We start from the raw sequence: 22,636 nt of genomic DNA, 5'->3' as shown, positions 1-22,636 counted from the left end.
GGCCTCCGGCGCCGTGCCATCATCGAGCTTCGATCGACCAAGTGGAGTCCTAGTTGGGAGGGCGCGTGGCGATGGAGGCCGGCCCTCGCGACACCGCAAGCAGCACCGAGTACGTCACCATCGACGGCGGTGAACCGGAACAGGGCGAGGACCGACTCAGCCCCGACGGACCGGACGAGACGCCGGTCGGCGTGACCGACGACGGCCCCGAGCCCGAGGAGATGTTCGCGGGCGGCCCGGAGGTGGAGGTCGAGCTGCGCCCGCAGCGCCGGCTGCGCATCTGGCAGCTGGCCCCCATCGTGGGCCTGGCCGCGGGCGGCTCCCTGATGTTCGCCTTCCCGCTGGCCTTCGACTTCGGCGACAGCGGCGCCGTGATCGCGATGCTGGGGCTGCTGATCTGCTCCTGCGCCGCGGGCTGGGGCATGATGGCCGCGCGCCGCGTCGGCTACACCTGGCCGGGCCTGCCGGCCCGGGGCTCCGGCCGCCGCCCCGACTGGCGGGTCGTCCTCGGCTACGTCCTGCTGGTGGCCGTGGTGGCCGTCCTCGCCGTGTGGCGCGTGGCCCGGCTGCGCTAGGGCCTGTCCGGCGGATCGTGCCGCAGACGCGGGGCTTGGCACGCCCATCTGCGGCGATGAGGCGCCGCCCGTCTCCTGCGACCTGATCCGCCGGACAGGCCTTAGCCCCGTGGTCGCGGGGATGTCGTAGCCACCCCGTACGATCGAGGAATGAGCACGCGGATCGCCTTCCTCAAGGGTCACGGCACGGAGAACGACTTCGTGATCGTCCCGGACCCCGAGAACGCCATCGACCTGACCCCGGCCGCCGTGGCCGCCCTGTGCGACCGCCGCGCCGGCATCGGCGGCGACGGCGTGCTGCACGTCGTGCGGTCCGCCGCCCACCCGGAGGCCGGGCACCTGGCGGCCGAGGCGGAGTGGTTCATGGACTACCGCAACGGCGACGGCTCCATCGCGGAGATGTGCGGTAACGGAGTCCGTGTGTTCGCGCGCTACCTCCAGCATGCCGGGCATGTGGCCGAAGGGGATATCGCGGTCGCCACGCGCGCGGGCGTGAAGAGTGTCCACATCGCCAAGGACGGTGCCATCACCGTCGGCATGGGCAGCGCGCGCCTGCCCGAGGGCGAGGTCGCGGTGAGCGTCGGCGAGCGCAGCTGGCCCGCCCGCAACGTGAACATGGGCAACCCGCACGCGGTCGCCTTCGTCGAGGACCTCGCGCACGCCGGGAACCTGTTCGCCCCGCCGTCCTGCAGCCCGGGTGCCGCCTACCCGGACGGGGTGAACGTCGAGTTCGTGGTCGACCGCGGCCCCCGCCACGTCGCGATGCGCGTCCACGAGCGCGGCTCCGGCGAGACCCGCTCCTGCGGCACGGGCGCGTGCGCCGTCGCCGTGGCCACCGCGCGCCGGGACGGCGCCGACCCGGCGGTCACCGGCGCCCCGGCGACCTACACCGTCGATGTGCTCGGCGGACAGCTGGTGATCACCGAGCGGCCGGACGGCGAGATCGAGATGACCGGCCCGGCCGTGATCGTCGCCGAGGGCGAGATCGACGCCGAGTGGCTGGAAAACGCGGTCCGCTGATCACACGAACCGTGGCCCCGACCGGCACGGACGCCGGGATCCATGGATTCCGGCACCGGGAGCGATGCGAAACCGTGGCCGGTCCCGGAACGCGTGGCGCAAAACCGTAAACCTCTCCGCGGTCGCTCGAAGGGGTGATCCGTTTCACGCTCGGCGAGAGGCGGTCAGTTGGGCGTGATGGGCTCGGTAGCATCAAGCACCGGCACGGACGGGGGAACGTCGCCAACCCTGAGCCGCGTACGCCCTGGGGCCCCGTCCGCCGGTCACGAGCCGGAGGTGCCCATGAGTGCGGAGGCCACGAACCCTGCGACCCCTGGCCCTGTAGCCCCTACAGTGCCCCGCAGGAAGGCCCGCCCCCGGATCGACCTGCGCCGACTCGGCCGGGCCGCGCTGCTCGGCCCCGCCGCCCGCGGCAAGCTGCCCGACGCGATCGGCCATGTCGCCGAGGCGCACCGCGCCCACTACCCCGACGCGGACCTCGAACCACTGCGCCGCGCCTACGTCCTGGCCGAGTCCTCGCACCGCGGCCAGATGCGCAAGAGCGGCGAGCCGTACATCACCCACCCGCTCGCCGTCACCCTGATCCTCGCCGAACTCGGCGCCGAGACCACCACCCTGACGGCCTCTCTGCTCCACGACACCGTCGAGGACACCGACGTGACGCTCGATCAGGTGCGGGAACAGTTCGGCGAGGAGGTCCGTTATCTCGTCGACGGGGTCACCAAGCTGGAGAAGGTGGACTACGGCGCGGCCGCCGAGTCCGAGACCTTCCGCAAGATGCTGGTCGCCACCGGCAACGACGTCCGCGTGATGTCGATCAAACTCGCCGACCGGCTCCACAACATGCGCACCCTCGGCGTGATGCGTCCCGAGAAGCAGGCGCGCATCGCCAAGGTGACCAGGGACGTCCTGATCCCGCTCGCCGAACGCCTCGGTGTCCAGGCGCTGAAGACCGAGATGGAGGACCTCGTCTTCGCGATCCTCCGCCCCGAGGAGTACGCGCACACACGGCAGCTGATCGTCGACAACGCGGCCCGCTCCGACGATCCCCTCGCGGAGGTCGCCGACGAGGCCCGCGCGGTCCTGCGCGAAGCCGACATCCAGGCAGAAGTCCTGATCCGGCCCCGGCACTTCGTCTCCGTCCACCGCGTGGCGCGCAAGCGCGGGAAGCTGCGCGGCGCCGACTTCGGCCGTCTGCTGGTGCTGGTCAACGAGGACGCGGACTGCTACGGCGTCCTGGGGGAGCTGCACACCTGCCTGACACCCGTGGTCTCGGAGTTCAAGGACTTCATCGCCGTACCCAAGTTCAACCTGTACCAGTCGCTGCACACCGCCGTCGCCCGGGCGGACGGGCAGGTCGTCGAAGTCCTCATCCGCACCCACCAGATGCACAAGGTCGCCGAGGCCGGAGTCATCGCGCTCGGCAACCCGTACGCGCCGCCCGCCGAGGAACAGGCCGCGAGTGACGGCGAGCGCGCCGACCCCACCCGGCCCGGGTGGCTCTCCCGCCTCCTCGACTGGCAGCGGGCGGCACCCGACCCCGACACCTTCTGGTCCACCCTGCGCGAGGACCTCGCCCAGGACCGGGAGATCACCGTCTTCCGGCCCGACGGCGGCACGCTGGGCCTGCCCGAGGGCGCCACCTGCGTGGACGCCGCCTACGCGCAGTACGGCGAGGACGCGCACGCCTGTATCGGTGCCCGTGTCAACGGCCGGCTCGCGACCCTGAGCACCGTCCTGAGAGATGGCGACACCGTCCAGCTCCTCATGGGCCAGGACCCCGCCTCCGAGCCCTCCCGGGAGTGGCTGGAGCACGCCCACACCCCGGCCGCCCGGATCGCCATCCAGCGGTGGCTGGCGACCCATCCGGAGAGCGGCGACACGGCGACGGGGGAGACCGGGGAGGACGGCTGGAGCGGTGGCTCCGGTGCCGCGGACGGCACCACGGACCACTCCGCGGCGGCGGCCGACGGGAACTCCCGCTCCGGGACCGGTCCCGTCACCGACGCCCCTTCCGCCCGCCCCGGAGCGGCCAACGCCGTCGTCGACCTGCCGGGGGCGACCGTGCGGCTCGCCGGGTGCTGTACGCCCGTACCGCCCGACGAGGTCACCGGCTTCGCCGTGCGCGGCGGGGTGGTGACCGTGCACCGCGTGGAGTGCGCCGGGGTGGGGCGCATGAAGGGCGCGGGGCGTGCGGAGGTCGGCGTGCGCTGGGGCGACACCACCGAGTGCCGGGTCACCCTGGTCGCCGAATCGTTCGGCCGCCCCCATCTGCTCGCCGACCTCACCGAGGCGATGGCCCTGGAAGGCGCCGAGATCGTCTCCGCGACCGTCGCCCCGCCGAGCCAGCAGCGCGTCCGCCACACCTACACCGTCCAGCTCCCCGACGCGGCCCACCTCCCGGCCCTCATGCGGGCGATGCGGAACGTGCCCGGCGTGTACGACGTGGGCCGGGCGCAGCACCAGGGGGCCGATTCCTGAGGGCGCGTCAGGCAACCCGTTCGGGTGGGCCGGTCGCACTTCGCTGCATGAGGGCGCGCGCGTGCTGGTAGCGGTGGATGCATGCTGCTCACGCCTCGCATGCCGAATCGGCGAACTGGCTCCGCCGCCGCCACCGACACGGACACCGACACCGACAGCAACACCGCCACCGACACCGCACGGCTCCGGGGGAAGGCTCTCGGCCGCCGGAGGAAGGCCGCCGCCCTCCTCGCCTGCGCCGTCTCCGGCTGCCTCCTCGCCGCGAGTGCCCCCGCCGCCCCGCTGGGCATCGGCGACCGGCTCTTCCCGTACCTGGGCAACCCCGGGTACGACGTGGCGTCGTACGACCTCTCCTTCACCTATCCCGGCGACCACGACGACCCCCTCCGGGCCGTCACCAGGATCGACGCCCGGACGACCACCCGGCTGGAGCGGCTCAACCTCGACTTCGCGCACGGCACGGTCGAGTCCGTCCAGGTCGACGGCAGGACCGCCGCCTTCACCAGCGCGGGCGACGACCTGGTGGTCACGCCGAGAACGCCGTTGCCCAAGGGCAGCCGGACACGGATCACCGTGCGGCACACCAGTGACCCGAGGCCCGCCGCGGGCCGGGACGGCGGCTGGGTGCGGACCGCCGACGGGCTCGCCATGGCCAACCAGGCCGACGCCGCGCACCTGGTGTTCCCGTGCAACGACCACCCCTCCGACAAGGCGCTGTTCACCTTCCGGATCACCGCGCCCGACAGCTACACGGCCGTCGCCAACGGGCTGCCGGCCGGGGTGAGGCGGGCGGACGGCTCGACCACCTGGACGTACCGGAGCGAGCACCCCATGGCCACCGAGCTCGCACAGGTGTCCATCGGGCGCTCCGAGGTGGTGCACCGCGGCGGACCGCACGGACTGCCGCTGCGCGACGTGATCCCCGCCGGGTACCGCAGGACGCTCGAACCCTGGCTGGCGAAGACCCCCGGCCAGATCACCTGGATGGAGAGCAAGGTCGGGGCCTACCCCTTCGAGACGTACGGCCTGCTCATGGCCCGGGCCTCCACCGGCTTCGAACTCGAGACGCAGACCCTCTCCCTCTTCGAGAAGAGCCTGTTCACCGAGCGCTCCTACCCCAGGTGGTACGTCGAGTCGATCATGGTGCACGAGCTGTCCCACCAGTGGTTCGGCGACAGCGTGAGCCCGCGTACCTGGTCCGACGTGTGGCTCAACGAGGGGCACGCCACCTGGTACGAGGCCCTCTACGCGGAGGAGAAGGCCGGCAAGTCCCTGACCGACCGGATGAAGGCGGCCTACAAATCCTCCGACCGCTGGCGGGCGTCCGGCGGGCCGCCCGCACTGCCCAAGCCGCCCAGCCCCGGCCAGAAGATCGACATCTTCCGGCCCATCGTCTACGACGGCTCCGCCCTGGTCCTCTACGCCCTGCGCCAGGAAATCGGCCGCACCGCCTTCGAACGCCTGGAGCGGACCTGGGTGAGCCGGCACAGCGACGGCACGGCGAGCACGGCCGACTTCACCCGCCTCGCCTCGACCGTCGCGGGCCGCGACCTGACAGCCTTCTTCCAGGGCTGGCTGTACAGCGGCAAGACCCCGCCCATGCCGGGCCACCCCCGCTGGCGGTCGGCGCCCCCGCGCGGCCGGTGACGAAGCGGACACCGGGAAATAAGGCGGTGACGAGACGGCCCGTTCCGTGCGACCATCTTCGGGTCGGCGCGACGCGGGACACGGACACGGGAATCTCCCGGGGCGCTCGCGCGTTGTGGAGAGTGACGGACCGGATCCGAAGCCGATCCGAAGCCTCCGAAGGCCCCCGCGGCCTCCGGAGACCCGCACCGCTCCGTCGCCGCCCATCCGATTCCTCTTCGACGTAAGGATCAAATGACCTCCTCTTCTTCCCCTTCCCAGGACACCAAGCGCCGCGCGCACGCCTATCCCGAAGGTTTTCGGGCCGATGCCCTGATGGAAGAGGACGTCGCCTGGAGCCACGAGATCGACGGAGAGCGGGACGGCGACCAGTTCGACCGCTCCGAACGCGCGGCCCTGCGCCGCGTGGCGGGCCTCTCCACCGAGCTCGAGGACGTCACCGAGGTCGAGTACCGCCAGCTCCGCCTGGAGCGCGTCGTACTCGTCGGGGTGTGGACCTCGGGCACCGTGCAGGACGCGGACAACTCCCTCGCGGAGCTCGCCGCGCTCGCGGAGACCGCCGGCGCGCTGGTGCTCGATGGCGTGATCCAGCGCCGCGACAAGCCCGACGCGGCCACCTACATCGGCTCCGGCAAGGCCGAGGAGCTGCGCGACATCGTCATCGAGACGGGCGCGGACACCGTCATCTGCGACGGTGAGCTGAGCCCGGGCCAGCTGATCCATCTCGAGGACGTCGTCAAGGTCAAGGTCATCGACCGTACGGCCCTGATCCTGGACATCTTCGCCCAGCACGCCAAGTCCCGCGAGGGCAAGGCGCAGGTGGCGCTCGCCCAGATGCAGTACATGCTGCCGCGACTGCGCGGCTGGGGTCAGTCCCTGTCCCGCCAGATGGGCGGCGGCAAGGGCGGCGGCCTCGCCACCCGTGGTCCCGGTGAGACCAAGATCGAGACGGACCGGCGCCGGATCCGCGAGAAGATGGCGAAGATGCGCCGGGAGATCGCGGAGATGAAGACGGGCCGCGAGATCAAGCGCCAGGAGCGCCGCCGCAACAAGGTGCCCTCCGTCGCCATCGCCGGCTACACCAACGCCGGCAAGTCCTCCCTGCTCAACCGCCTCACGGGCGCGGGCGTGCTGGTGGAGAACGCCTTGTTCGCGACCCTCGACCCGACCGTGCGCCGGGCCGAGACCCCGAGCGGCCGGCTGTACACCCTGGCCGACACGGTCGGCTTCGTCCGGCACCTGCCGCACCACCTGGTCGAGGCGTTCCGCTCCACCATGGAGGAGGTCGGCGACTCCGACCTGATCCTGCACGTGGTGGACGGCTCGCATCCGGTGCCGGAGGAGCAGCTGGCCGCCGTGCGCGAGGTGATCCGGGACGTCGGCGCCACCGACGTACCCGAGATCGTCGTGATCAACAAGGCGGACGCGGCCGACCCGCTGGTGCTCCAGCGGCTCATGCGGAACGAGAAGCGCTCCATCGCCGTCTCGGCCCGCACCGGCCAGGGCATCACCGAGCTGCTCGCGCTCATCGACAACGAGCTGCCCAGGCCGTCCGTCGAGATCGAGGCGCTGGTGCCGTACACCCACGGCAAGCTGGTCGCCCGTGCCCACACCGAGGGCGAGGTGATCTCCGAGGAGCACACCGCGGAGGGCACGCTGCTCAAGGTGCGGGTGCACGAGGAACTGGCGGCGGACCTGGCACCTTACGTGCCCGCTCCCGCGCTCTGACCCGCGACGCCCGAAGGCCCGCCCCCGCTCTGCCGCGGGGGCGGGCCTTCGTCATGCCCGGCTGAGCTCTACTGACCGGCGAACTTCTTGCTGACCGAGTCGTACACGCCCTTGGCCACCTCACCAAGGCGCGGACCCGCCAGCCAGCCCGCGGTCACCGGGCCGATGGAGGTGTTGGAGACCAGCGCCGGCTTGCCGTCGGAGCCCGTCTCCACCCAGCCGCCGCCGGACGAACCGCCCGTCATCGTGCAGCCGATGCGGTACATCGTCGGGTCCGACTTCTCGATCGACAGCCGTCCCGGCTTGTCCTGGCACTGGTACAGCAGCTGACCGTCGAACGGGGCCGCGGCCGGGTAGCCGGTCGCCGTGATGCTCTGCACCTTCGGCACCGCCGGGGCGTCGAAGTTCACCGGGAGGGCCGAACCGACCGTCTCCTCCAGAGACTTCCCGCCGTTGCCCTGCTCCGGCGTGACATGGATGACGGAGAAGTCGTACGACGCACCGTTCCCGCCCGTCTCACCGCCCTGCTCGATCCACTGCTGCGAGGTCTGCGCCGCGTCGGCCCACCAGACGCCGTACGGAGCGACCTCGTCCTTGCCGGCGTTCTGCAGCTGCTCGGCCGTCTTGCCCCCGTTGTTGTACGACGGCACGAAGGCGATGTTGCGGTACCAGCCGCCCTTCTTGCCGGCGTGCACACAGTGGCCCGCCGTCCAGATGAGGTTGGACTTGCCCGGGTGCGCGGGGTCCTTCACGACCGTCGCCGAGCAGACCATCGTGCCCTCGGGGGAGTCGAAGAACACCTTGCCGGCCGTGGCCGCGTTGGAGTGGTACGGCGACCGCACCGCCTGCGCCTTGACCGGCGCCGGCGTCGGGTCCGTCACGCCCTGGTCACCGGAGATGTCGTTGTCGTCGACGCCCTTGTCCGGGTCGTCGGCGTCCCGCATGCGGTCCGGGTCCCACAGGCCCTTGATGATCGGGTTGATGAAGTCGTTGGCCTCGCGGAGCCAGTCGTCCCTGTCCCAGTTCTTCCAGGCGCCGTCCTTCCACTTGTCGATGTCGATCCCGTGCTCTTTGAGCTTGTTCCTGATGTCGTCCGGGATCTTGATCTTGCCGTCACTGCTGGTCGCCGTGGCGGAGGGCTTGCTGTCGGCGTTGTCGTCGCCGTTGCAGGCGGTGGCGGTCAGCGCCAGCGCCGAGGCGAGAGCGACGGCCGCCAGCGCGGGGGAGGTTCTGCGGGACGCGCTCCTCCTTCGGCGAACGGTGAAGGACGGGCGTATGGATCGCATGGTTCTGACTCCCCCTGCTGTAAAGGAACTCGGTGCTGCGCCCGTGGGAACCCGGCTGAAACTCATGAGGAGTTCACGCCGGTTTCACGGACGTCTGGGAACGGCATCACACACTATGCGCTCGCAGTGGGGGACTTCCGACGGAACGGCAACGGTTCCGTCACGGCAAGGATCTTGAAGCAACCCGTAACCGGTCGGCCGGTCCGCGGTTGGTAGGGGTGGGGGGCCTGCTGCCTGTGCCCGGTCCCCGTGCGGGAGCAACTCGCCTCTGGACAGCGGGAGGACAAGGCCGTGGCCGTGACGGAATCGGCGTCCGGGGGAGCGCGCGGGGCGCACGAGGGGATCCTGAGGCGTCAGTCGGCGCGCGAGTCGGCGGCTCGCACCTACGCCCGCGCCCTGCCCATCGTGCCGGTCCGGGCGCGCGGGCTGACCATCGAGGGCGCCGACGGCCGCCGTTACCTCGACTGCCTCTCCGGTGCGGGAACCCTCGCCCTCGGCCACAACCACCCGGTCGTGCTGGAGGCGATCCGCAAGGTCCTCGACTCGGGCGCCCCGCTGTCCGTCCTCGACCTGGCGACCCCGGTCAAGGACGCCTTCATCACCGAACTGTTCCGCACCCTGCCACCCGGCCTCGCCGACCGGGCCCGCGTCCAGTTCTGCGGACCGGCCGGCACGGACGCCGTGGAGGCCGCGTTCAAGCTGGTGCGCGCCGCGACCGGGCGCACCGGCATCCTCGCCTTCACCGGCGCCTACCACGGCATGACCACCGGGGCCCTGGCCGCGTCCGGCGACGCCTGCGACGTACGGGTCGCCCGCCTGCCGTATCCGCAGGACTACCGCTGCCCGTTCGGCGTCGGCGGCCCGCGCGGCGCCGAACTCGCCGCCCGCTGGACCGAGTCCGTCCTCGACGACCCCAAGTCGGGCGTACCGCTGCCCGCCGGGATGATCCTCGAACCCGTCCAGGGGGAGGGCGGGGTGATCCCCGCCCCGGACGACTGGATGCGCCGTATGCGGCTGATCACGGCCACCCGCTCCGTCCCGCTGATCGCCGACGAGGTCCAGACGGGAGTCGGACGGACCGGCACCTTCTGGGCCGTGGAGCACAGCGGTGTCACGCCCGACGTGATGGTCCTGTCCAAGGCCATCGGCGGCAGCCTCCCGCTGGCCGTCGTCGTCTACCGCGACGACCTCGACGTGTGGGAGCCCGGCGCCCACGCGGGCACCTTCCGCGGCAACCAGCTCGCCATGGCCGCGGGCACGGCCACCCTCGCCCACGTACGCGAGAACGGCCTCGCCGCACGCGCGGCCCTGCTCGGCTCCCGCATGCTCGCCCAACTGGACCCGCTCAGCCGGGAGTTCGCCTGTATCGGTGACGTACGGGGCCGTGGGCTGATGATCGGCGTCGAGGTGGTGGACCCGGAAGGAGACGGGGCAGCGGGCTCCCGCACCCCACGCCCGGCCGCCCCCGAACTCGCCGCCGCCGTCCAGCGGGAGTGCCTGGCCCGTGGCCTGATCGTCGAACTCGGCGGCCGCCACGCCAGCGTCGTACGGCTCCTGCCGCCCCTGACGATCAGCGACGAACAGGCCGCTGCCGTACTCGACCGCCTGGCCGACGCGGTCGCGGCGGTGGCCCGCGGTCTCTCCCCTGCCAGCGCCCCCTGAACGAACCCCGAGGACCAGCCTTGAACGCCACCCCCGCACCGGACGGCCTTTCCCCCGTCCCTCACCTCCAAGCCCACCGCGTCCTTTCCGCTCCCGTACCGGTGGCCGAGTCGCTGCCCCGGCAGAAGCCGCGCTCCCCGGAAGCCGAGCCGACGTACGGCGCCGCCGACCTCCTGGAACACCCCGACCCCCACACCGCCGCCCAGGCCGCCGCCGTGGAGAACCTGCTCCGCTGCTGGGTGCGGGAGACGAACCTCGCCGCACCCGGCACCGGCACCCTCCGTATCCCGCTGCCCAGCAGCGGTACGGCCCTGCTCGCACCGGTCCGCCACTGGTCGCCGACCGGCTGGCACCGCTTCGGCCCGGCCCGGCCGGCCGACGCCCCCGGCGCCCCACCGCTCGACGCGGTCACTCTCGCGGCCCTGCTCAGCAGGGAGGCGCATGCGCGGACCGACCACACCAGCATCAGCCCGGCCCCCCTCCCCACCGACGGCGCCGACCTCGTCGCCCGCGTGGCCGACTCCCTCCGCCGCACCGCCACCTTCATCAGCGCCCGGCGCGCACACCCCGCCGACGGCCCCGACCTCTTCCTCGCCGCCGAACAGGCACTCCTGCTCGGCCACCCCCTGCACCCGACCCCGAAGAGCCGCGAGGGCCTGACCGAATCCGAAGCCCGCCTGTACTCCCCGGAGCTGCGCGGCTCCTTCCCCCTGCACTGGATCGCCGTCGCCCCCTCCCTGCTCGCGACCGACTCTGCCTGGACCGAACGCGGCCGTCCCGTACCGGCCGACCGGATCACCGCACGGCTGGCCGGTTCAGGGCCGGCCCTGCCCGACGGATACGCCGCCCTTCCCCTGCACCCCTGGCAGTGGCGCGAGGTCCGGCACCGCGACACGACCGCGGCCCTCCTCGAAGCCGGGCTGCTCAAGGAACTCGGCCCCCACGGCTCCCCGTGGCACCCCACCTCCTCCGTACGCACCGTCCACCAGCCCGGTGCCCCCGCCATGCTCAAGCTCTCCCTCGGCCTGCGCATCACCAACTCCCGTCGCGAGAACCTCCGCAAGGAACTCCACCGTGGCGTCGAGGTGCACCGCCTGCTGCGCGGCGGCCTGACCCAGCGGTGGCAGGCCGCGCACCCGGGCTTCGACATCGTCCGCGATCCGGCCTGGCTCGCCGTCGACGACCTCGACGGCCTGCCCGTGCCCGGACTCGACGTGGTGATCCGGCACAACCCGTTCACACCGTCCGACGACGTCTCCTGCGTCGCCGGACTCGTCTCGCTCCGGCCCCACGCCCATCCGGCCACCACCGACGACCGCCCGCCCGCCGAGGCGCCGCCCCTGCGCTCCCGGCTGGCCGTGCTCGTCACACGGCTCGCCGAACGCACCGGCCGGCCCCGTGGCGCTGTCGCCACCGAGTGGTTCCTGCGCTACCTGGAACAGGTCGTGCGTCCCGTCCTGTGGCTGGACGGCGAGGCGGGCATCGCCCTCGAAGCGCACCAGCAGAACACGCTGCTCCTGCTCGACGGCGAAGGCTGGCCCGCGGGCGGCCGCTACCGCGACAACCAGGGCTACTACTTCCGCGAGTCCCGGCGTGCCGAACTCGACGCGCGCCTGCCCGGCATCGGCGTGCGCAGCGACACCTTCGTCTCCGACGAGGTCACCGACGAGCGCTTCGCGTACTACCTCGCCATCAACAACGTACTCGGCCTCATCGGCGCGTTCGGATCCCAGCACCTGGCCGACGAACACCTGCTGCTCGCCGCCTTCCGCCGATTCCTCGGCGACGTCGCCTCCGGCCCCGCCCCGCTGCGCACCTCGCTGCCCGCCCTCCTGCTCGACTCGCCCGTGCTGCGCTGCAAGGCCAATCTGCTGACCCGGCTGCACGGCCTCGACGAGCTGGTCGGCCCGGTCGACACCCAGTCCGTCTACGTCACCATCGCCAACCCCCTCCACTCCTGAACCCGCAGTACCGACTTCATCCCCTTCTGAGGAACATGACCCACCTCGTCTCCTGAGAGGAGCGCGCCGTGCCTCCCACCGACGCGAGCGCCGACGCCGGCCCTGTTCAGCCGAGCCGACCCGACCCGGGCGTGGACGGCGAGGACACACTGGACCTGCGGCTGCCCGACGAACTCCTCGCCCTCTTCGCCAAGGAGACACCGGACGCCGAGGAGGCACCGGACGCCGAGGAGACCGCGGATGCCTGGGAGACCGCGGTTCCCGCACCCGCCGACGACCTCCTCGACGGAGTCGGCGCCTGGGGCCCGACCGCCACGCCCATGGGCAAGTTCCAGCTGACGCCGGTCCGTGGCGAGCGTGACCTGGCGCTCATCAGCCGCTGGATGAACGACCCCGCAGTCTCGGCGTTCTGGGAGCTGGCCGGCTCCCCGGCGCGGACCGCGGACCACCTGCGCGCCCAGCTCGACGGCGACGGACGCAGCGTCCCCTGTCTCGGCATGCTGGACGGCACGCCGATGAGCTACTGGGAGGTCTACCGGGCCGACCTGGACCCGCTGGCCCGCCACTACCCGGCCCGCCTGCACGACACGGGCATCCACCTCCTCATCGGCCCGGTCGCCGACCGAGGACGGGGGCTGGGCTCGGCCTTGCTCAGGGCCGTCGCCGACCTGGTCCTGGACCGCCGTCCCGCCTGCGCACGCGTCGTCGCGGAACCCGACCTTCGCAACACCCCCTCCGTAGCCGCTTTCCTGACTGCCGGCTTCCGGTTCGGCGCCGAGGTCGACCTGCCCGCCAAGCGGGCCGCCCTCATGATCCGAGACCGGTCCCTGCGTCACCTGATGTAGCACTGTGTAATGACGTCGTCACTATGGGAACGCGGCGCGAGCCGAGCCGGTTCCCGGTCGGCCGGACGACTTCGAAAAACACGGACCTCATCCGAGACCCCCCACCCGAGGTGCCCAGCCGTGGTCCCATCCCTCGTCCCCGACCTCGTTCCGGACCTCGTTCCGGACCTTCCGGGCCTCGTTCCGGACTTGATCGCCCGTTTGTCAGTGCCGGGCCGTAGGGTTGACGCGCTATGACAAAGCCCTCCCTCCCCGAACTCCTGCATTCCGCCGTCACAGCCGTCGGCGGCACGGAGCGCCCTGGCCAGGTCACCATGGCCGAAGCGGTCGCCGAGGCGATCGACGACGGATCGCATCTGCTGGTCCAGGCCGGCACCGGCACCGGAAAGTCGCTGGGTTACCTCGTGCCCGCGCTCGCGCACGGGGAGCGTGTCGTCGTGGCGACGGCCACCCTGGCCCTGCAGCGCCAGCTCGTGGAACGCGATCTGCCACGCACCGTCGAGGCGCTGCATCCGCTGCTGCGCCGCCGCCCGGAGTTCGCGATGCTCAAGGGCCGGTCGAACTACCTGTGCCTGCACCGCCTGCACGAGGGTATGCCGCAGGACGAGGAAGAGGGCCTGTTCGACCAGTTCGAGGCCGCCGCCCCCACCAGCAAGCTGGGCCAGGACCTGCTGCGGATGCGTGACTGGGCGGACGAGACCGAGACCGGCGACCGCGACGACCTCACGCCCGGCGTCTCCGACCGCGCCTGGGCGCAGGTGTCGGTGTCCTCCCGGGAGTGCCTGGGCGCCACGAAGTGCGCGTACGGCGCCGAGTGCTTCGCCGAGATGGCCCGCGAGCGCGCCAAGCTCGCCGAGGTCGTCGTCACCAACCACGCCCTGCTCGCCATCGACGCGATCGAGGGTGCGCCGGTGCTTCCGCAGCACGAGGTGCTGATCGTGGACGAGGCGCACGAGCTGGTCTCGCGCGTCACCGGGGTCGCCACCGGAGAGCTCACGCCCGGCCAGGTCAACCGCGCGGTCCGCCGCGCCGCGAAGCTGGTCAACGAGAAGGCAGCCGACCAGCTCCAGACCGCCGCCGAGGGCTTCGAGCGGCTGATGGAGCTGGCCCTGCCGGGCCGCCTGGAGGAGATCCCGGAGGACCTCTCCTACGCCCTGATGGCCCTGCGGGACGCGGCGCGCACCGTCATCTCGGCGATCGGCGCGACCCGCGACAAGTCGGTCCAGGACGAGGACGCGATCCGCAAGCAGGCCCTCGCCTCCGTGGAGACGGTGCACGACGTGGCGGAGCGCATTGTGAACGGCTCCGAGTGGGACGTCGTGTGGTACGAGCGCCACGACCGCTTCGGCGCCTCGCTGCGCGTCGCCCCCATGTCCGTCTCCGGCCTGCTCAGGGAGAAACTCTTCGCGGACCGCTCCGTCGTCCTGACCTCCGCGACGCTGAAGCTGGGCGGCGACTTCAACGGCGTCGGCGCCTCCCTGGGGCTCGCCCCCGAAGGCACCGAGGGGGATGACGTCCCCCAGTGGAAGGGCGTCGACGTCGGCTCCCCGTTCGACTACCGCAAGCAGGGCATCCTGTACGTGGCCAAGCACCTGGCCCGTCCCGCGCGCGACGGCGACCGCGCCGACATGCTCGACGAGCTGACCGAGCTGATCCAGGCGGCGGGCGGCCGAACGCTCGGCCTGTTCTCCTCGATGCGGGCCGCCCAGCTCGCGGCCGAGGAGCTGCGCTCGCGGATCCCGGAGTTCCCGATCCTCCTCCAGGGCGAGGAGACCCTCGGCGAACTGATCAAGAACTTCGCGGCGGACCCCGGGACCTGCCTGTTCGGCACGTTGTCGCTGTGGCAGGGCGTCGACGTCCCCGGCCCCAGCTGTCAGCTGGTCGTCATGGACAAGATCCCGTTCCCGCGCCCCGACGACCCGCTGATGAGCGCCCGCCAGAAGGCGGTGGAGGACGCCGGAGGCAACGGCTTCATGGCGGTCGCCGCCACCCACGCCGCGCTCCTGATGGCCCAGGGCGCCGGCCGTCTCGTACGGGCGTCCGGGGACCGGGGCGTGGTGGCGGTACTGGACCAGCGGCTGGCCACCGCACGGTACGGCGGCTATCTCAAGGCGTCACTGCCCGACTTCTGGTTCACCACGGACCGCAACCAGGTGCGCAAGTCGCTCGCGGCGATCGACGCGGCGGCGAAGCAGGCGGAAGCACAGTGATCGGGGGTCCGTCCCGGCCGGGACGGACCCCCGATGCAAGCGGACCGGGCTTCCGGATATCGGTTCCGGCTTCCGGGTCCGCACAGCGCAGGGCCCCGGAACCGGCGCAGGGGTTCCGGGGCCCGGTCAGTGGACGAACCTGATCCGGCCGTCCGCCGCAGCCGTCACACGCGCCGCAGCACCGCGACGACCTTGCCCAGGATGGTGGCGTCGTCGCCGGGGATCGGCTCGTAGGCCGAGTTGTGGGGGAGGAGCCAGACATGGCCGTCCTCCCTCTTGAACCGCTTGACGGTGGCCTCGCCGTCGAGCATGGCGGCCACGATGTCGCCGTTCTCGGCCACCGGCTGGCGGCGCACGGTGACCCAGTCGCCGTCGCAGATCGCGGCCTCGATCATGGAGTCGCCGACGACCTTCAGCACGAAGAGCTCGCCGTCACCGACCAGCTGCCGGGGGAGCGGGAAGACGTCCTCGACCGACTCCTCGGCGAGGATCGGGCCACCGGCGGCGATGCGGCCGACCAGCGGAACGTACGACGCGGCAGGCTTGCCCGCGGTGTCGGTGGGCTGCACCGTCACCGCCTGGTCGGAGCCCCGCACCTCGTAGGCGCGAGGGCGGTGCGGGTCGCGGCGCAGGAAGCCCTTGCGTTCGAGCGCCATCAGCTGGTGCGCGACCGAGGACGTGCTGGAGAGGCCGACGGCCTGTCCGATCTCCCGCATCGACGGCGGATAGCCCCGCCGCTGCACGGAGTCCCTGATGACCTCGATCACCCGGCGCTGCCGGTCGGTGAGTCCGGAGCTGTCCGCCCGGATGCCTGGAGGTCGGCCCGGCAGGGAGCGCTTTTGTCCCTCGGGATTCGTGGCTTCGTTCATCGCGTGCACCGGCTCGAGTCGGCCCTGGGAGCGGTCCTGGGCAGTGATGGTGGCGCTGTCTGCGGTGGTGGTCACGTCGGCCCCTCTCGATGGTCTCCCTGCTGGACAACGGTAGTTGCTTTCGAAAGGTTGCGCCAAACACACGTTCGAGTGAAAAATCGCGATTAACCTGACGCGCTCATGTGTCTGGGTGTATGGCTAACGCGGCACCTGGCGGACAAAAGGGCTCATTGTTGTACTCTTCGCCGCCGGGGTGATGGCCTCGTGGGTTGGGTTCCCAGTCTGCCATCCGGAATCCCGTCAACCGGGTACCGACCCCCTCCTGCGCCGGAGTCCTACGTGTCCTCCGTGCGGCGCCCACGGTATCTCCGTAACCGCCCCCGCGATACGTGTGCGACACGCGCGGGTGTTGGTGTATGAGCCAATCCCCACATCTAGTGGTTGGATTGCTACAGCTGCCCACAAGTTGTGGTCCCCGGGGTCTGTGGTGCTTCTGCGATCGCCTATGCTTGTGGCTGCTTCGAGGGGCCCGTGAGGTCTCTTGGGGCTGTTCAGTCTGCTGTGAGGAGGGTTGGAGATCATGCACTGCCCCTTCTGCAGGCACCCCGACAGCCGTGTGGTCGACAGTCGTACGACCGACGACGGCACGTCGATCCGCAGGCGCCGCCAGTGCCCCGACTGCTCCCGTCGTTTCACGACTGTGGAGACGTGCTCGCTCATGGTGGTCAAGCGGTCCGGAGTCACCGAGCCTTTCAGCCGTACCAAGGTCATCAACGGCGTGCGCAAGGCGTGCCAGGGACGGCCTGTCACCGAGGACGCACTCGCCCAGCTCGGCCAGCGGGTCGAGGAGGCGGTGCGGGCCACCGGAAGCGCCGAGCTGACCACCCATGACGTGGGGCTGGCCATACTCGGCCCGTTGCAGGAGCTCGACCTCGTCGCCTATCTGCGATTCGCCTCGGTCTACCGGGCGTTCGACTCGCTCGATGACTTCGAGGCCGCCATCGCGGAACTCAGGCAGACGACGCGAGGCCCCGACGCGGACGAAGACGACGCGGGAGCGGGGAGCAAGGAAGGCGACCGCGGGCCCGGAGGGACTTCCCACGTCCCCGTGCCCGCCCACGCCGCCGACTGACCGGCGGGCGGGTACCGGGCGGAGGCCCCGGTCCCGGCCGGGCGGCGGCGACCAGAGACCTGTTGCGGGCGGCAGCGTGAGGGTGCCCGCAGCACAAGACAGAACACCGTGCCACGGGAACAACGGGGCACTTCAGGGCGTTTTCGCCCGTACAGGGAGGCGGCATGACAGAGACGGCGAGCGGTCCGGCACGAGGGTCCCGGTCCAAGGGCACCAAGGCCACCAAGGGACTGCGGATCGAGCGCATCCACACCACCCCTGGCGTACACCCGTACGACGAGGTGAGCTGGGAGCGCCGTGACGTCGTCATGACCAACTGGCGCGACGGCTCGGTCAACTTCGAGCAGCGTGGCGTCGAGTTCCCCGACTTCTGGTCGGTGAACGCGGTCAACATCGTCACCAGCAAGTACTTCCGCGGTGCCGTCGGCACCCCGCAGCGCGAGGTCAGCCTCAAGCAGCTGATCGACCGCATCGTGAAGACGTACCGGAAGGCCGGCGAGGACTACAAGTACTTCGCCTCGCCCGCCGACGCCGAGATCTTCGAGCACGAGCTGGCGTACGCCCTCCTGCACCAGGTCTTCAGCTTCAACAGCCCCGTCTGGTTCAACGTCGGCACCCCGCAGCCCCAGCAGGTCTCCGCCTGCTTCATCCTGTCCGTCGACGACTCCATGGAGTCGATCCTCGACTGGTACAAGGAAGAGGGCATGATCTTCAAGGGCGGCTCCGGCGCCGGCCTGAACCTCTCCCGCATCCGCTCCTCCAAGGAGCTGCTGTCCTCCGGCGGCAACGCCTCCGGCCCCGTCTCCTTCATGCGCGGCGCCGACGCCTCGGCCGGCACGATCAAGTCCGGCGGTGCCACCCGCCGCGCCGCCAAGATGGTCATCCTGGACGTCGACCACCCCGACGTCGAGGACTTCATCGAGACCAAGGTCAAGGAGGAGGAGAAGATCCGCGCCCTGCGTGACGCGGGCTTCGACATGGACCTCGGCGGCGAGGACATCACCTCCGTCCAGTACCAGAACGCCAACAACTCGGTCCGTGTCAACGACGAGTTCATGAAGGCCGTCGAGCAGGGCGGCAAGTTCGGCCTGCGCGCCCGGATGACCGGCGAGGTCATCGAGGAGGTCGACGCCAAGTCCCTCTTCCGCAAGATGGCCGAGGCCGCCTGGGCCTGCGCCGACCCGGGCATCCAGTACGACGACACGATCAACCACTGGCACACCTGCCCGGAGTCCGGCCGTATCAACGGCTCGAACCCCTGCAGCGAGTACATGCACCTGGACAACACGTCCTGCAACCTCGCCTCGCTGAACCTGATGAAGTTCCTCAAGGACGACGGCAAGGGCCACCAGTCCTTCGAGGTCGAGCGCTTCGCCAAGGTCGTCGAGCTCGTCATCACCGCGATGGACATCTCCATCTGCTTCGCGGACTTCCCGACCCAGAAGATCGGTGAGAACACGCGCGCGTTCCGCCAGCTCGGCATCGGCTACGCCAACCTCGGCGCGCTGCTGATGGCGACCGGCCACGCCTACGACTCCGACGGCGGCCGCTCGCTGGCCGGTGCGGTCACCTCCCTCATGACCGGTACCGCGTACAAGCGCTCCGCCGAGCTCGCCGCGGTCGTCGGTCCGTACGACGGCTACGCCCGCAACGCCGACGCCCACAAGCGCGTCATGAAGCAGCACTCCGACGCCAACGCCGTGGCCGTCCGGATGGACGACCTGGACACCCCGGTCTGGGCCGCCGCCACGGAGGCGTGGCAGGACGTCCTGCGCATCGGCGAGCAGAACGGTTTCCGTAACTCCCAGGCGTCCGTCATCGCGCCGACCGGCACCATCGGTCTCGCGATGTCCTGCGACACCACCGGCCTCGAGCCCGACCTCGCCCTGGTCAAGTTCAAGAAGCTGGTCGGCGGCGGCTCGATGCAGATCGTCAACGGCACCGTCCCGCAGGCCCTGCGCCGCCTGGGCTACCAGGAGGAGCAGATCGAGGCGATCGTCGCCCACATCGCCGAGCACGGCAACGTGATCGACGCCCCCGGCCTCAAGCCCGAGCACTACGAGGTGTTCGACTGCGCGATGGGCGAGCGCGCCATCTCCCCGATGGGCCACGTCCGCATGATGGCCGCGATCCAGCCGTGGATCTCCGGCGCCCTGTCCAAGACGGTCAACATGCCGGAGTCGGCGACCGTCGAGGAGGTCGAGGAGATCTACTTCGAGGCCTGGAAGCTGGGCATCAAGGCCCTCGCCATCTACCGCGACAACTGCAAGGTCGGCCAGCCGCTCTCCGCCAAGACCAAGGAGAAGGAGAAGGCCGAGGTCACGGAGAAGACCGAGACGACCATCCGCGAGGCGGTCGAGAAGGTCGTCGAGTACCGCCCGGTCCGCAAGCGCCTCCCCAAGGGACGTCCCGGCATCACCACCTCCTTCACCGTCGGCGGCGCCGAGGGCTACATGACCGCCAACTCCTACCCGGACGACGGTCTCGGCGAGGTCTTCCTGAAGATGTCCAAGCAGGGCTCGACCCTCGCGGGCATGATGGACGCCTTCTCCATCGCCGTCTCGGTGGGCCTGCAGTACGGCGTGCCCCTGGAGACCTACGTCTCGAAGTTCACCAACATGCGCTTCGAGCCGGCCGGCATGACGGACGACCCGGACGTGCGGATGGCGCAGTCGATCGTCGACTACATCTTCCGCCGCCTGGCGCTCGACTTCCTGCCCTTCGAGACGCGCTCCGCGCTCGGCATCCACTCCGCCGAGGAGCGCCAGCGTCACCTGGAGACGGGCTCCTACGAGCCCGCCGACGACGAGGTCGACGTGGAGGGCCTGGCCCAGTCGGCGCCGCGCCAGACCGACCTGAAGGCCGTCGCCCCCCCGAAGGCCGAGGTCGAGGCGGCTCAGCCCGCCCCCAAGCAGGCCCACACCAGCGCCGAACTGGTGGAGATGCAGCTGGGCATCCAGGCCGACGCCCCGCTGTGCTTCTCCTGCGGTACGAAGATGCAGCGGGCCGGTTCCTGCTACATCTGCGAGGGCTGCGGCTCGACCAGCGGCTGCAGCTGATGACGGGAAGTTCCTGAGGTAAGGGGCGCCGGCCATGGGCCGGCGCCCCTTACCGTCGTACGGTTCCGGCGAGCGCGAGCGCGGCGTCAGGGCTGGTGCATCGCGCCCATGGACCTGGTGAAGGTCGCGGGATCGTCCTCGAAGCCGTGGACGCCGGGGTGGAAGTTCCATCCGCCGGACTCGTCGCGCACGAACTCCCCCACCGTCGCCGCGGTGGCCCCGAGCACCGAGCCGAAGTCGTCCTCGGCCAGCACCTGGTAGCCCTCCCGGATACGCACGGCCGGGTTCAGGACGCCGACGAAGGTCCGGTCCACCGGGTGCTGCTGGATGACCACGCCGACCACCACGCGCGCGTACCGGCTGTCGAGCCGGTCGAGTTCGAGGGTCATCACCTCGTCCCAGCCGAAGCCCTTGCCGTCCTTGCTGTCCCGGTTGAGGAAGATGGTGCCGTCGGGAGACCGGCTGTCGAAGTGCACCACATAGGCCGGAGCACCGTACGGGTCACCGGCGACGAACGGCGCGGCGACGATGTCGAGATCGGTGGGCGGCTGTCCCGCCGGACTCGGGTCCCACTTCAGCGCGACCTCGACCTTGCGGATCCCCTTGCTGATGCCGTTCACCAGGCGTCCCCTTCCCCCTTGATGCCGTCCGCGACCCAACTACCGCGCAGTGACGGTTCGTTCCATCGTGCCATGCGCGCGGGGGCGCGTGCGCGGGCGATCTCCGCCGGAGCGTGACCGACGCCACGTCCCATGGCCTTACGATGGCGCGGTGCTGGTCAAGTGGATTCGCTGCACCGTGGTGGACCGCCGCGGCTTCGAGCGGGGGCAGCGAAAGTGGGCGGGGCTTCTGGGGGAGCCGGGGTTTCGGGGACAGGGCGGAGGATGGAGCCGGCACCGGCCGGGAGTGGCGCACATCTTCGCCTTCTGGGAGAGCCGTGCCTTCTACGACTCCTTCATGGCCCGCTCGCACGACCGGCTGGCGGCGTCCCAGTCCGGCACGTTCAAGGACGCCCAGGTCAAGCTGTTCGAGTACCGCTTCGACGTGAAGACCGGCTTCGAGCCGCGGTTCACGGACACCGACCTGATCCGCGTGGCCCTCTGCCGTGTCCACGAGGAGCGCGTCGAGCACTTCACGCTGATGCAGGAGAAGGTCTGGAACCCCGCGATGGCCGGCTCGCCCGGCATGATCCGCGGCATGTTCGGCGAGGCCCCGGGGCATGAGTTCCTGGTGTTGTCCATGTGGCGGTCGGCCGCCGAGCACGGCAAGTACCGCACCGAGCGGGTGGAGCGTCTCGCCCTGCGCGCGCAGACCGAGGCGGATGTCGCCGCCCTCACCGGCGACATCGTGGAGCTGGAGCCGAGCTGGACGGTTTGACCTTCAGGCCCGCGATTCCCGTGTCCTTGTGTGGCGCATGGTGCAGGATTCGTGTGACCTACGCCGTATGGAGCCCGTTCCGGTGCTCGACCGGCCCTCACAAGATCTAGGGTTTCGGCATGGCACGACCACGGCGCATCGTCCTTGTCCGGCACGGCGAGTCAAGGGGCAATGTTGATGACTCCGTGTACGAGCGGGAGCCCGACCATGCTCTCGCGCTGACCGAGCGGGGCAGGCTGCAGGCGGAGGAGACCGGCGAGAAGCTCCGCGAGCTGTTCGGACGCGAACGCGTGAGCGTGTACGTGTCCCCCTATCGGCGTACGCACGAGACGCTCCGCGCCTTCCAACTCGACCCCGACCTCATACGCGTGCGCGAGGAGCCCCGGCTGCGCGAGCAGGACTGGGGAAACTGGCAGGACCGTGATGACGTACGCCTCCAGAAGGCGTACCGGGACGCCTACGGGCACTTCTTCTTCCGTTTCCCCCAGGGGGAGTCCGGTGCCGATGTGTACGACCGGGTCGGCGGCTTCCTGGAGAGCCTCTTCCGCAGCTTCGAGGCCCCCGACCACCCGCCGAACGTGCTCCTGGTGACCCATGGCCTCGCCATGCGGCTGTTCTGCATGCGCTGGTTCCACTGGACGGTCGCGGAGTTCGAGTCGCTGTCCAACCCGGGGAACGCCGAGATGCGGATGCTCGTTCTCGGGGACGACGGCAGGTACACCCTCGACCGGCCCTTCGAACGCTGGCGGGAACCGGTGCCGCACTGGATCACCGGATAGAGTGG

General features: G+C 70.8%; 17 protein-coding genes. 13 read left to right on the top strand and 4 right to left on the bottom strand.

Annotated features, from left to right (window positions below; genetic code table 11):
• The first annotated feature begins 71 nt into the window (after window positions 1-71).
• The 5 genes from ACZ7L0_RS04550 to hflX all read left to right on the top strand — a co-directional run bounded on the left by ACZ7L0_RS04550 (window position 72) and on the right by hflX (window position 7,451).
• Window positions 72-575 (top strand): hypothetical protein, encoded by a 504-nt coding sequence (locus tag ACZ7L0_RS04550; RefSeq protein WP_471240978.1) that lies wholly within the window; start codon window positions 72-74, stop codon window positions 573-575.
• 150 nt (window positions 576-725) lie between these two features.
• Window positions 726-1,595, top strand: coding sequence for a diaminopimelate epimerase (gene dapF / locus ACZ7L0_RS04545; RefSeq protein ID WP_471240912.1), 870 nt, complete (start codon window positions 726-728; stop codon window positions 1,593-1,595).
• 282 nt (window positions 1,596-1,877) lie between these two features.
• On the top strand, window positions 1,878-4,076 hold the full coding sequence (locus ACZ7L0_RS04540; protein ID WP_471240911.1) for a RelA/SpoT family protein: 2,199 nt from the start codon (window positions 1,878-1,880) through the stop codon (window positions 4,074-4,076).
• A gap of 81 nt (window positions 4,077-4,157) precedes the next feature.
• Window positions 4,158-5,723 carry a M1 family metallopeptidase gene (locus ACZ7L0_RS04535; protein ID WP_471240910.1) on the top strand — a complete coding sequence of 522 codons (1,566 nt, stop codon included), beginning with the start codon at window positions 4,158-4,160 and terminating at the stop codon, window positions 5,721-5,723.
• Window positions 5,724-5,957: 234 nt separating this feature from the next.
• Entirely contained in the window at window positions 5,958-7,451 is a 1,494-nt protein-coding gene (hflX, locus tag ACZ7L0_RS04530) for a GTPase HflX (protein ID WP_471240909.1), read from the top strand.
• A 68-nt stretch (window positions 7,452-7,519) separates the two neighbouring features.
• Here the strand turns inward: hflX and ACZ7L0_RS04525 are convergent, their stop codons facing one another.
• On the bottom strand, window positions 7,520-8,737 hold the full coding sequence (locus ACZ7L0_RS04525; RefSeq protein WP_471240908.1) for a trypsin-like serine peptidase: 1,218 nt from the start codon (window positions 8,735-8,737) through the stop codon (window positions 7,520-7,522).
• A 291-nt stretch (window positions 8,738-9,028) separates the two neighbouring features.
• On the opposite strand from ACZ7L0_RS04525, the gene ACZ7L0_RS04520 reads away from it, so the two are divergent.
• From ACZ7L0_RS04520 to ACZ7L0_RS04505, 4 genes are all read left to right on the top strand, one after another.
• Window positions 9,029-10,399: a diaminobutyrate--2-oxoglutarate transaminase family protein gene (locus tag ACZ7L0_RS04520; protein WP_471240907.1), complete on the top strand. Its 1,371-nt coding sequence runs from the start codon at window positions 9,029-9,031 to the stop codon at window positions 10,397-10,399.
• Window positions 10,400-10,419: 20 nt separating this feature from the next.
• Window positions 10,420-12,360 carry an IucA/IucC family protein gene (locus ACZ7L0_RS04515; RefSeq protein ID WP_471240906.1) on the top strand — a complete coding sequence of 647 codons (1,941 nt, stop codon included), beginning with the start codon at window positions 10,420-10,422 and terminating at the stop codon, window positions 12,358-12,360.
• A gap of 68 nt (window positions 12,361-12,428) precedes the next feature.
• Window positions 12,429-13,205 carry a GNAT family N-acetyltransferase gene (locus ACZ7L0_RS04510; protein WP_471240905.1) on the top strand — a complete coding sequence of 259 codons (777 nt, stop codon included), beginning with the start codon at window positions 12,429-12,431 and terminating at the stop codon, window positions 13,203-13,205.
• A gap of 233 nt (window positions 13,206-13,438) precedes the next feature.
• The gene (locus ACZ7L0_RS04505; protein ID WP_471240904.1) at window positions 13,439-15,415 is read left to right on the top strand and encodes an ATP-dependent DNA helicase; all 1,977 of its coding nucleotides are present in this window, start codon (window positions 13,439-13,441) and stop codon (window positions 15,413-15,415) included.
• A 164-nt stretch (window positions 15,416-15,579) separates the two neighbouring features.
• On the opposite strand, the gene lexA is transcribed toward ACZ7L0_RS04505, so the two are convergent.
• Complete coding sequence (gene lexA / locus ACZ7L0_RS04500) at window positions 15,580-16,359, bottom strand: transcriptional repressor LexA (protein ID WP_132850736.1); 780 nt, start codon at window positions 16,357-16,359, stop codon at window positions 15,580-15,582.
• 505 nt (window positions 16,360-16,864) lie between these two features.
• Between lexA and nrdR the strand changes: the two genes are divergently transcribed.
• Both nrdR and ACZ7L0_RS04490 read left to right on the top strand, forming a co-directional pair.
• A complete protein-coding gene (gene nrdR, locus ACZ7L0_RS04495) occupies window positions 16,865-17,416 on the top strand; it encodes a transcriptional regulator NrdR (protein ID WP_471240903.1) in 552 nt (183 codons plus the stop codon).
• Window positions 17,417-17,580: 164 nt separating this feature from the next.
• Entirely contained in the window at window positions 17,581-20,475 is a 2,895-nt protein-coding gene (locus tag ACZ7L0_RS04490) for a vitamin B12-dependent ribonucleotide reductase (protein ID WP_471240902.1), read from the top strand.
• A gap of 86 nt (window positions 20,476-20,561) precedes the next feature.
• Here the strand turns inward: ACZ7L0_RS04490 and ACZ7L0_RS04485 are convergent, their stop codons facing one another.
• Window positions 20,562-21,095 carry a TerD family protein gene (locus ACZ7L0_RS04485; RefSeq protein WP_471240901.1) on the bottom strand — a complete coding sequence of 178 codons (534 nt, stop codon included), beginning with the start codon at window positions 21,093-21,095 and terminating at the stop codon, window positions 20,562-20,564.
• The gene (locus tag ACZ7L0_RS04480) at window positions 21,092-21,229 is read right to left on the bottom strand and encodes a hypothetical protein (protein WP_471240900.1); all 138 of its coding nucleotides are present in this window, start codon (window positions 21,227-21,229) and stop codon (window positions 21,092-21,094) included. The genes ACZ7L0_RS04485 and ACZ7L0_RS04480 overlap by 4 nt, the downstream gene beginning before the upstream one ends.
• A gap of 17 nt (window positions 21,230-21,246) precedes the next feature.
• Between ACZ7L0_RS04480 and ACZ7L0_RS04475 the strand changes: the two genes are divergently transcribed.
• Together ACZ7L0_RS04475 and ACZ7L0_RS04470 are read left to right on the top strand one after the other, a co-directional pair.
• A complete protein-coding gene (locus ACZ7L0_RS04475) occupies window positions 21,247-21,852 on the top strand; it encodes a YdbC family protein (protein WP_471240899.1) in 606 nt (201 codons plus the stop codon).
• Window positions 21,853-21,971: 119 nt separating this feature from the next.
• Entirely contained in the window at window positions 21,972-22,631 is a 660-nt protein-coding gene (locus ACZ7L0_RS04470; RefSeq protein ID WP_471240898.1) for a histidine phosphatase family protein, read from the top strand.
• The last annotated feature ends 5 nt before the right edge of the window (window positions 22,632-22,636 follow it).

Source organism: Streptomyces sp. NPDC039424 (assembly GCF_055639495.1).
Note: the sequence above shows the minus strand (reverse complement) of the source record. Positions and strands in the feature narration are given on the sequence as shown.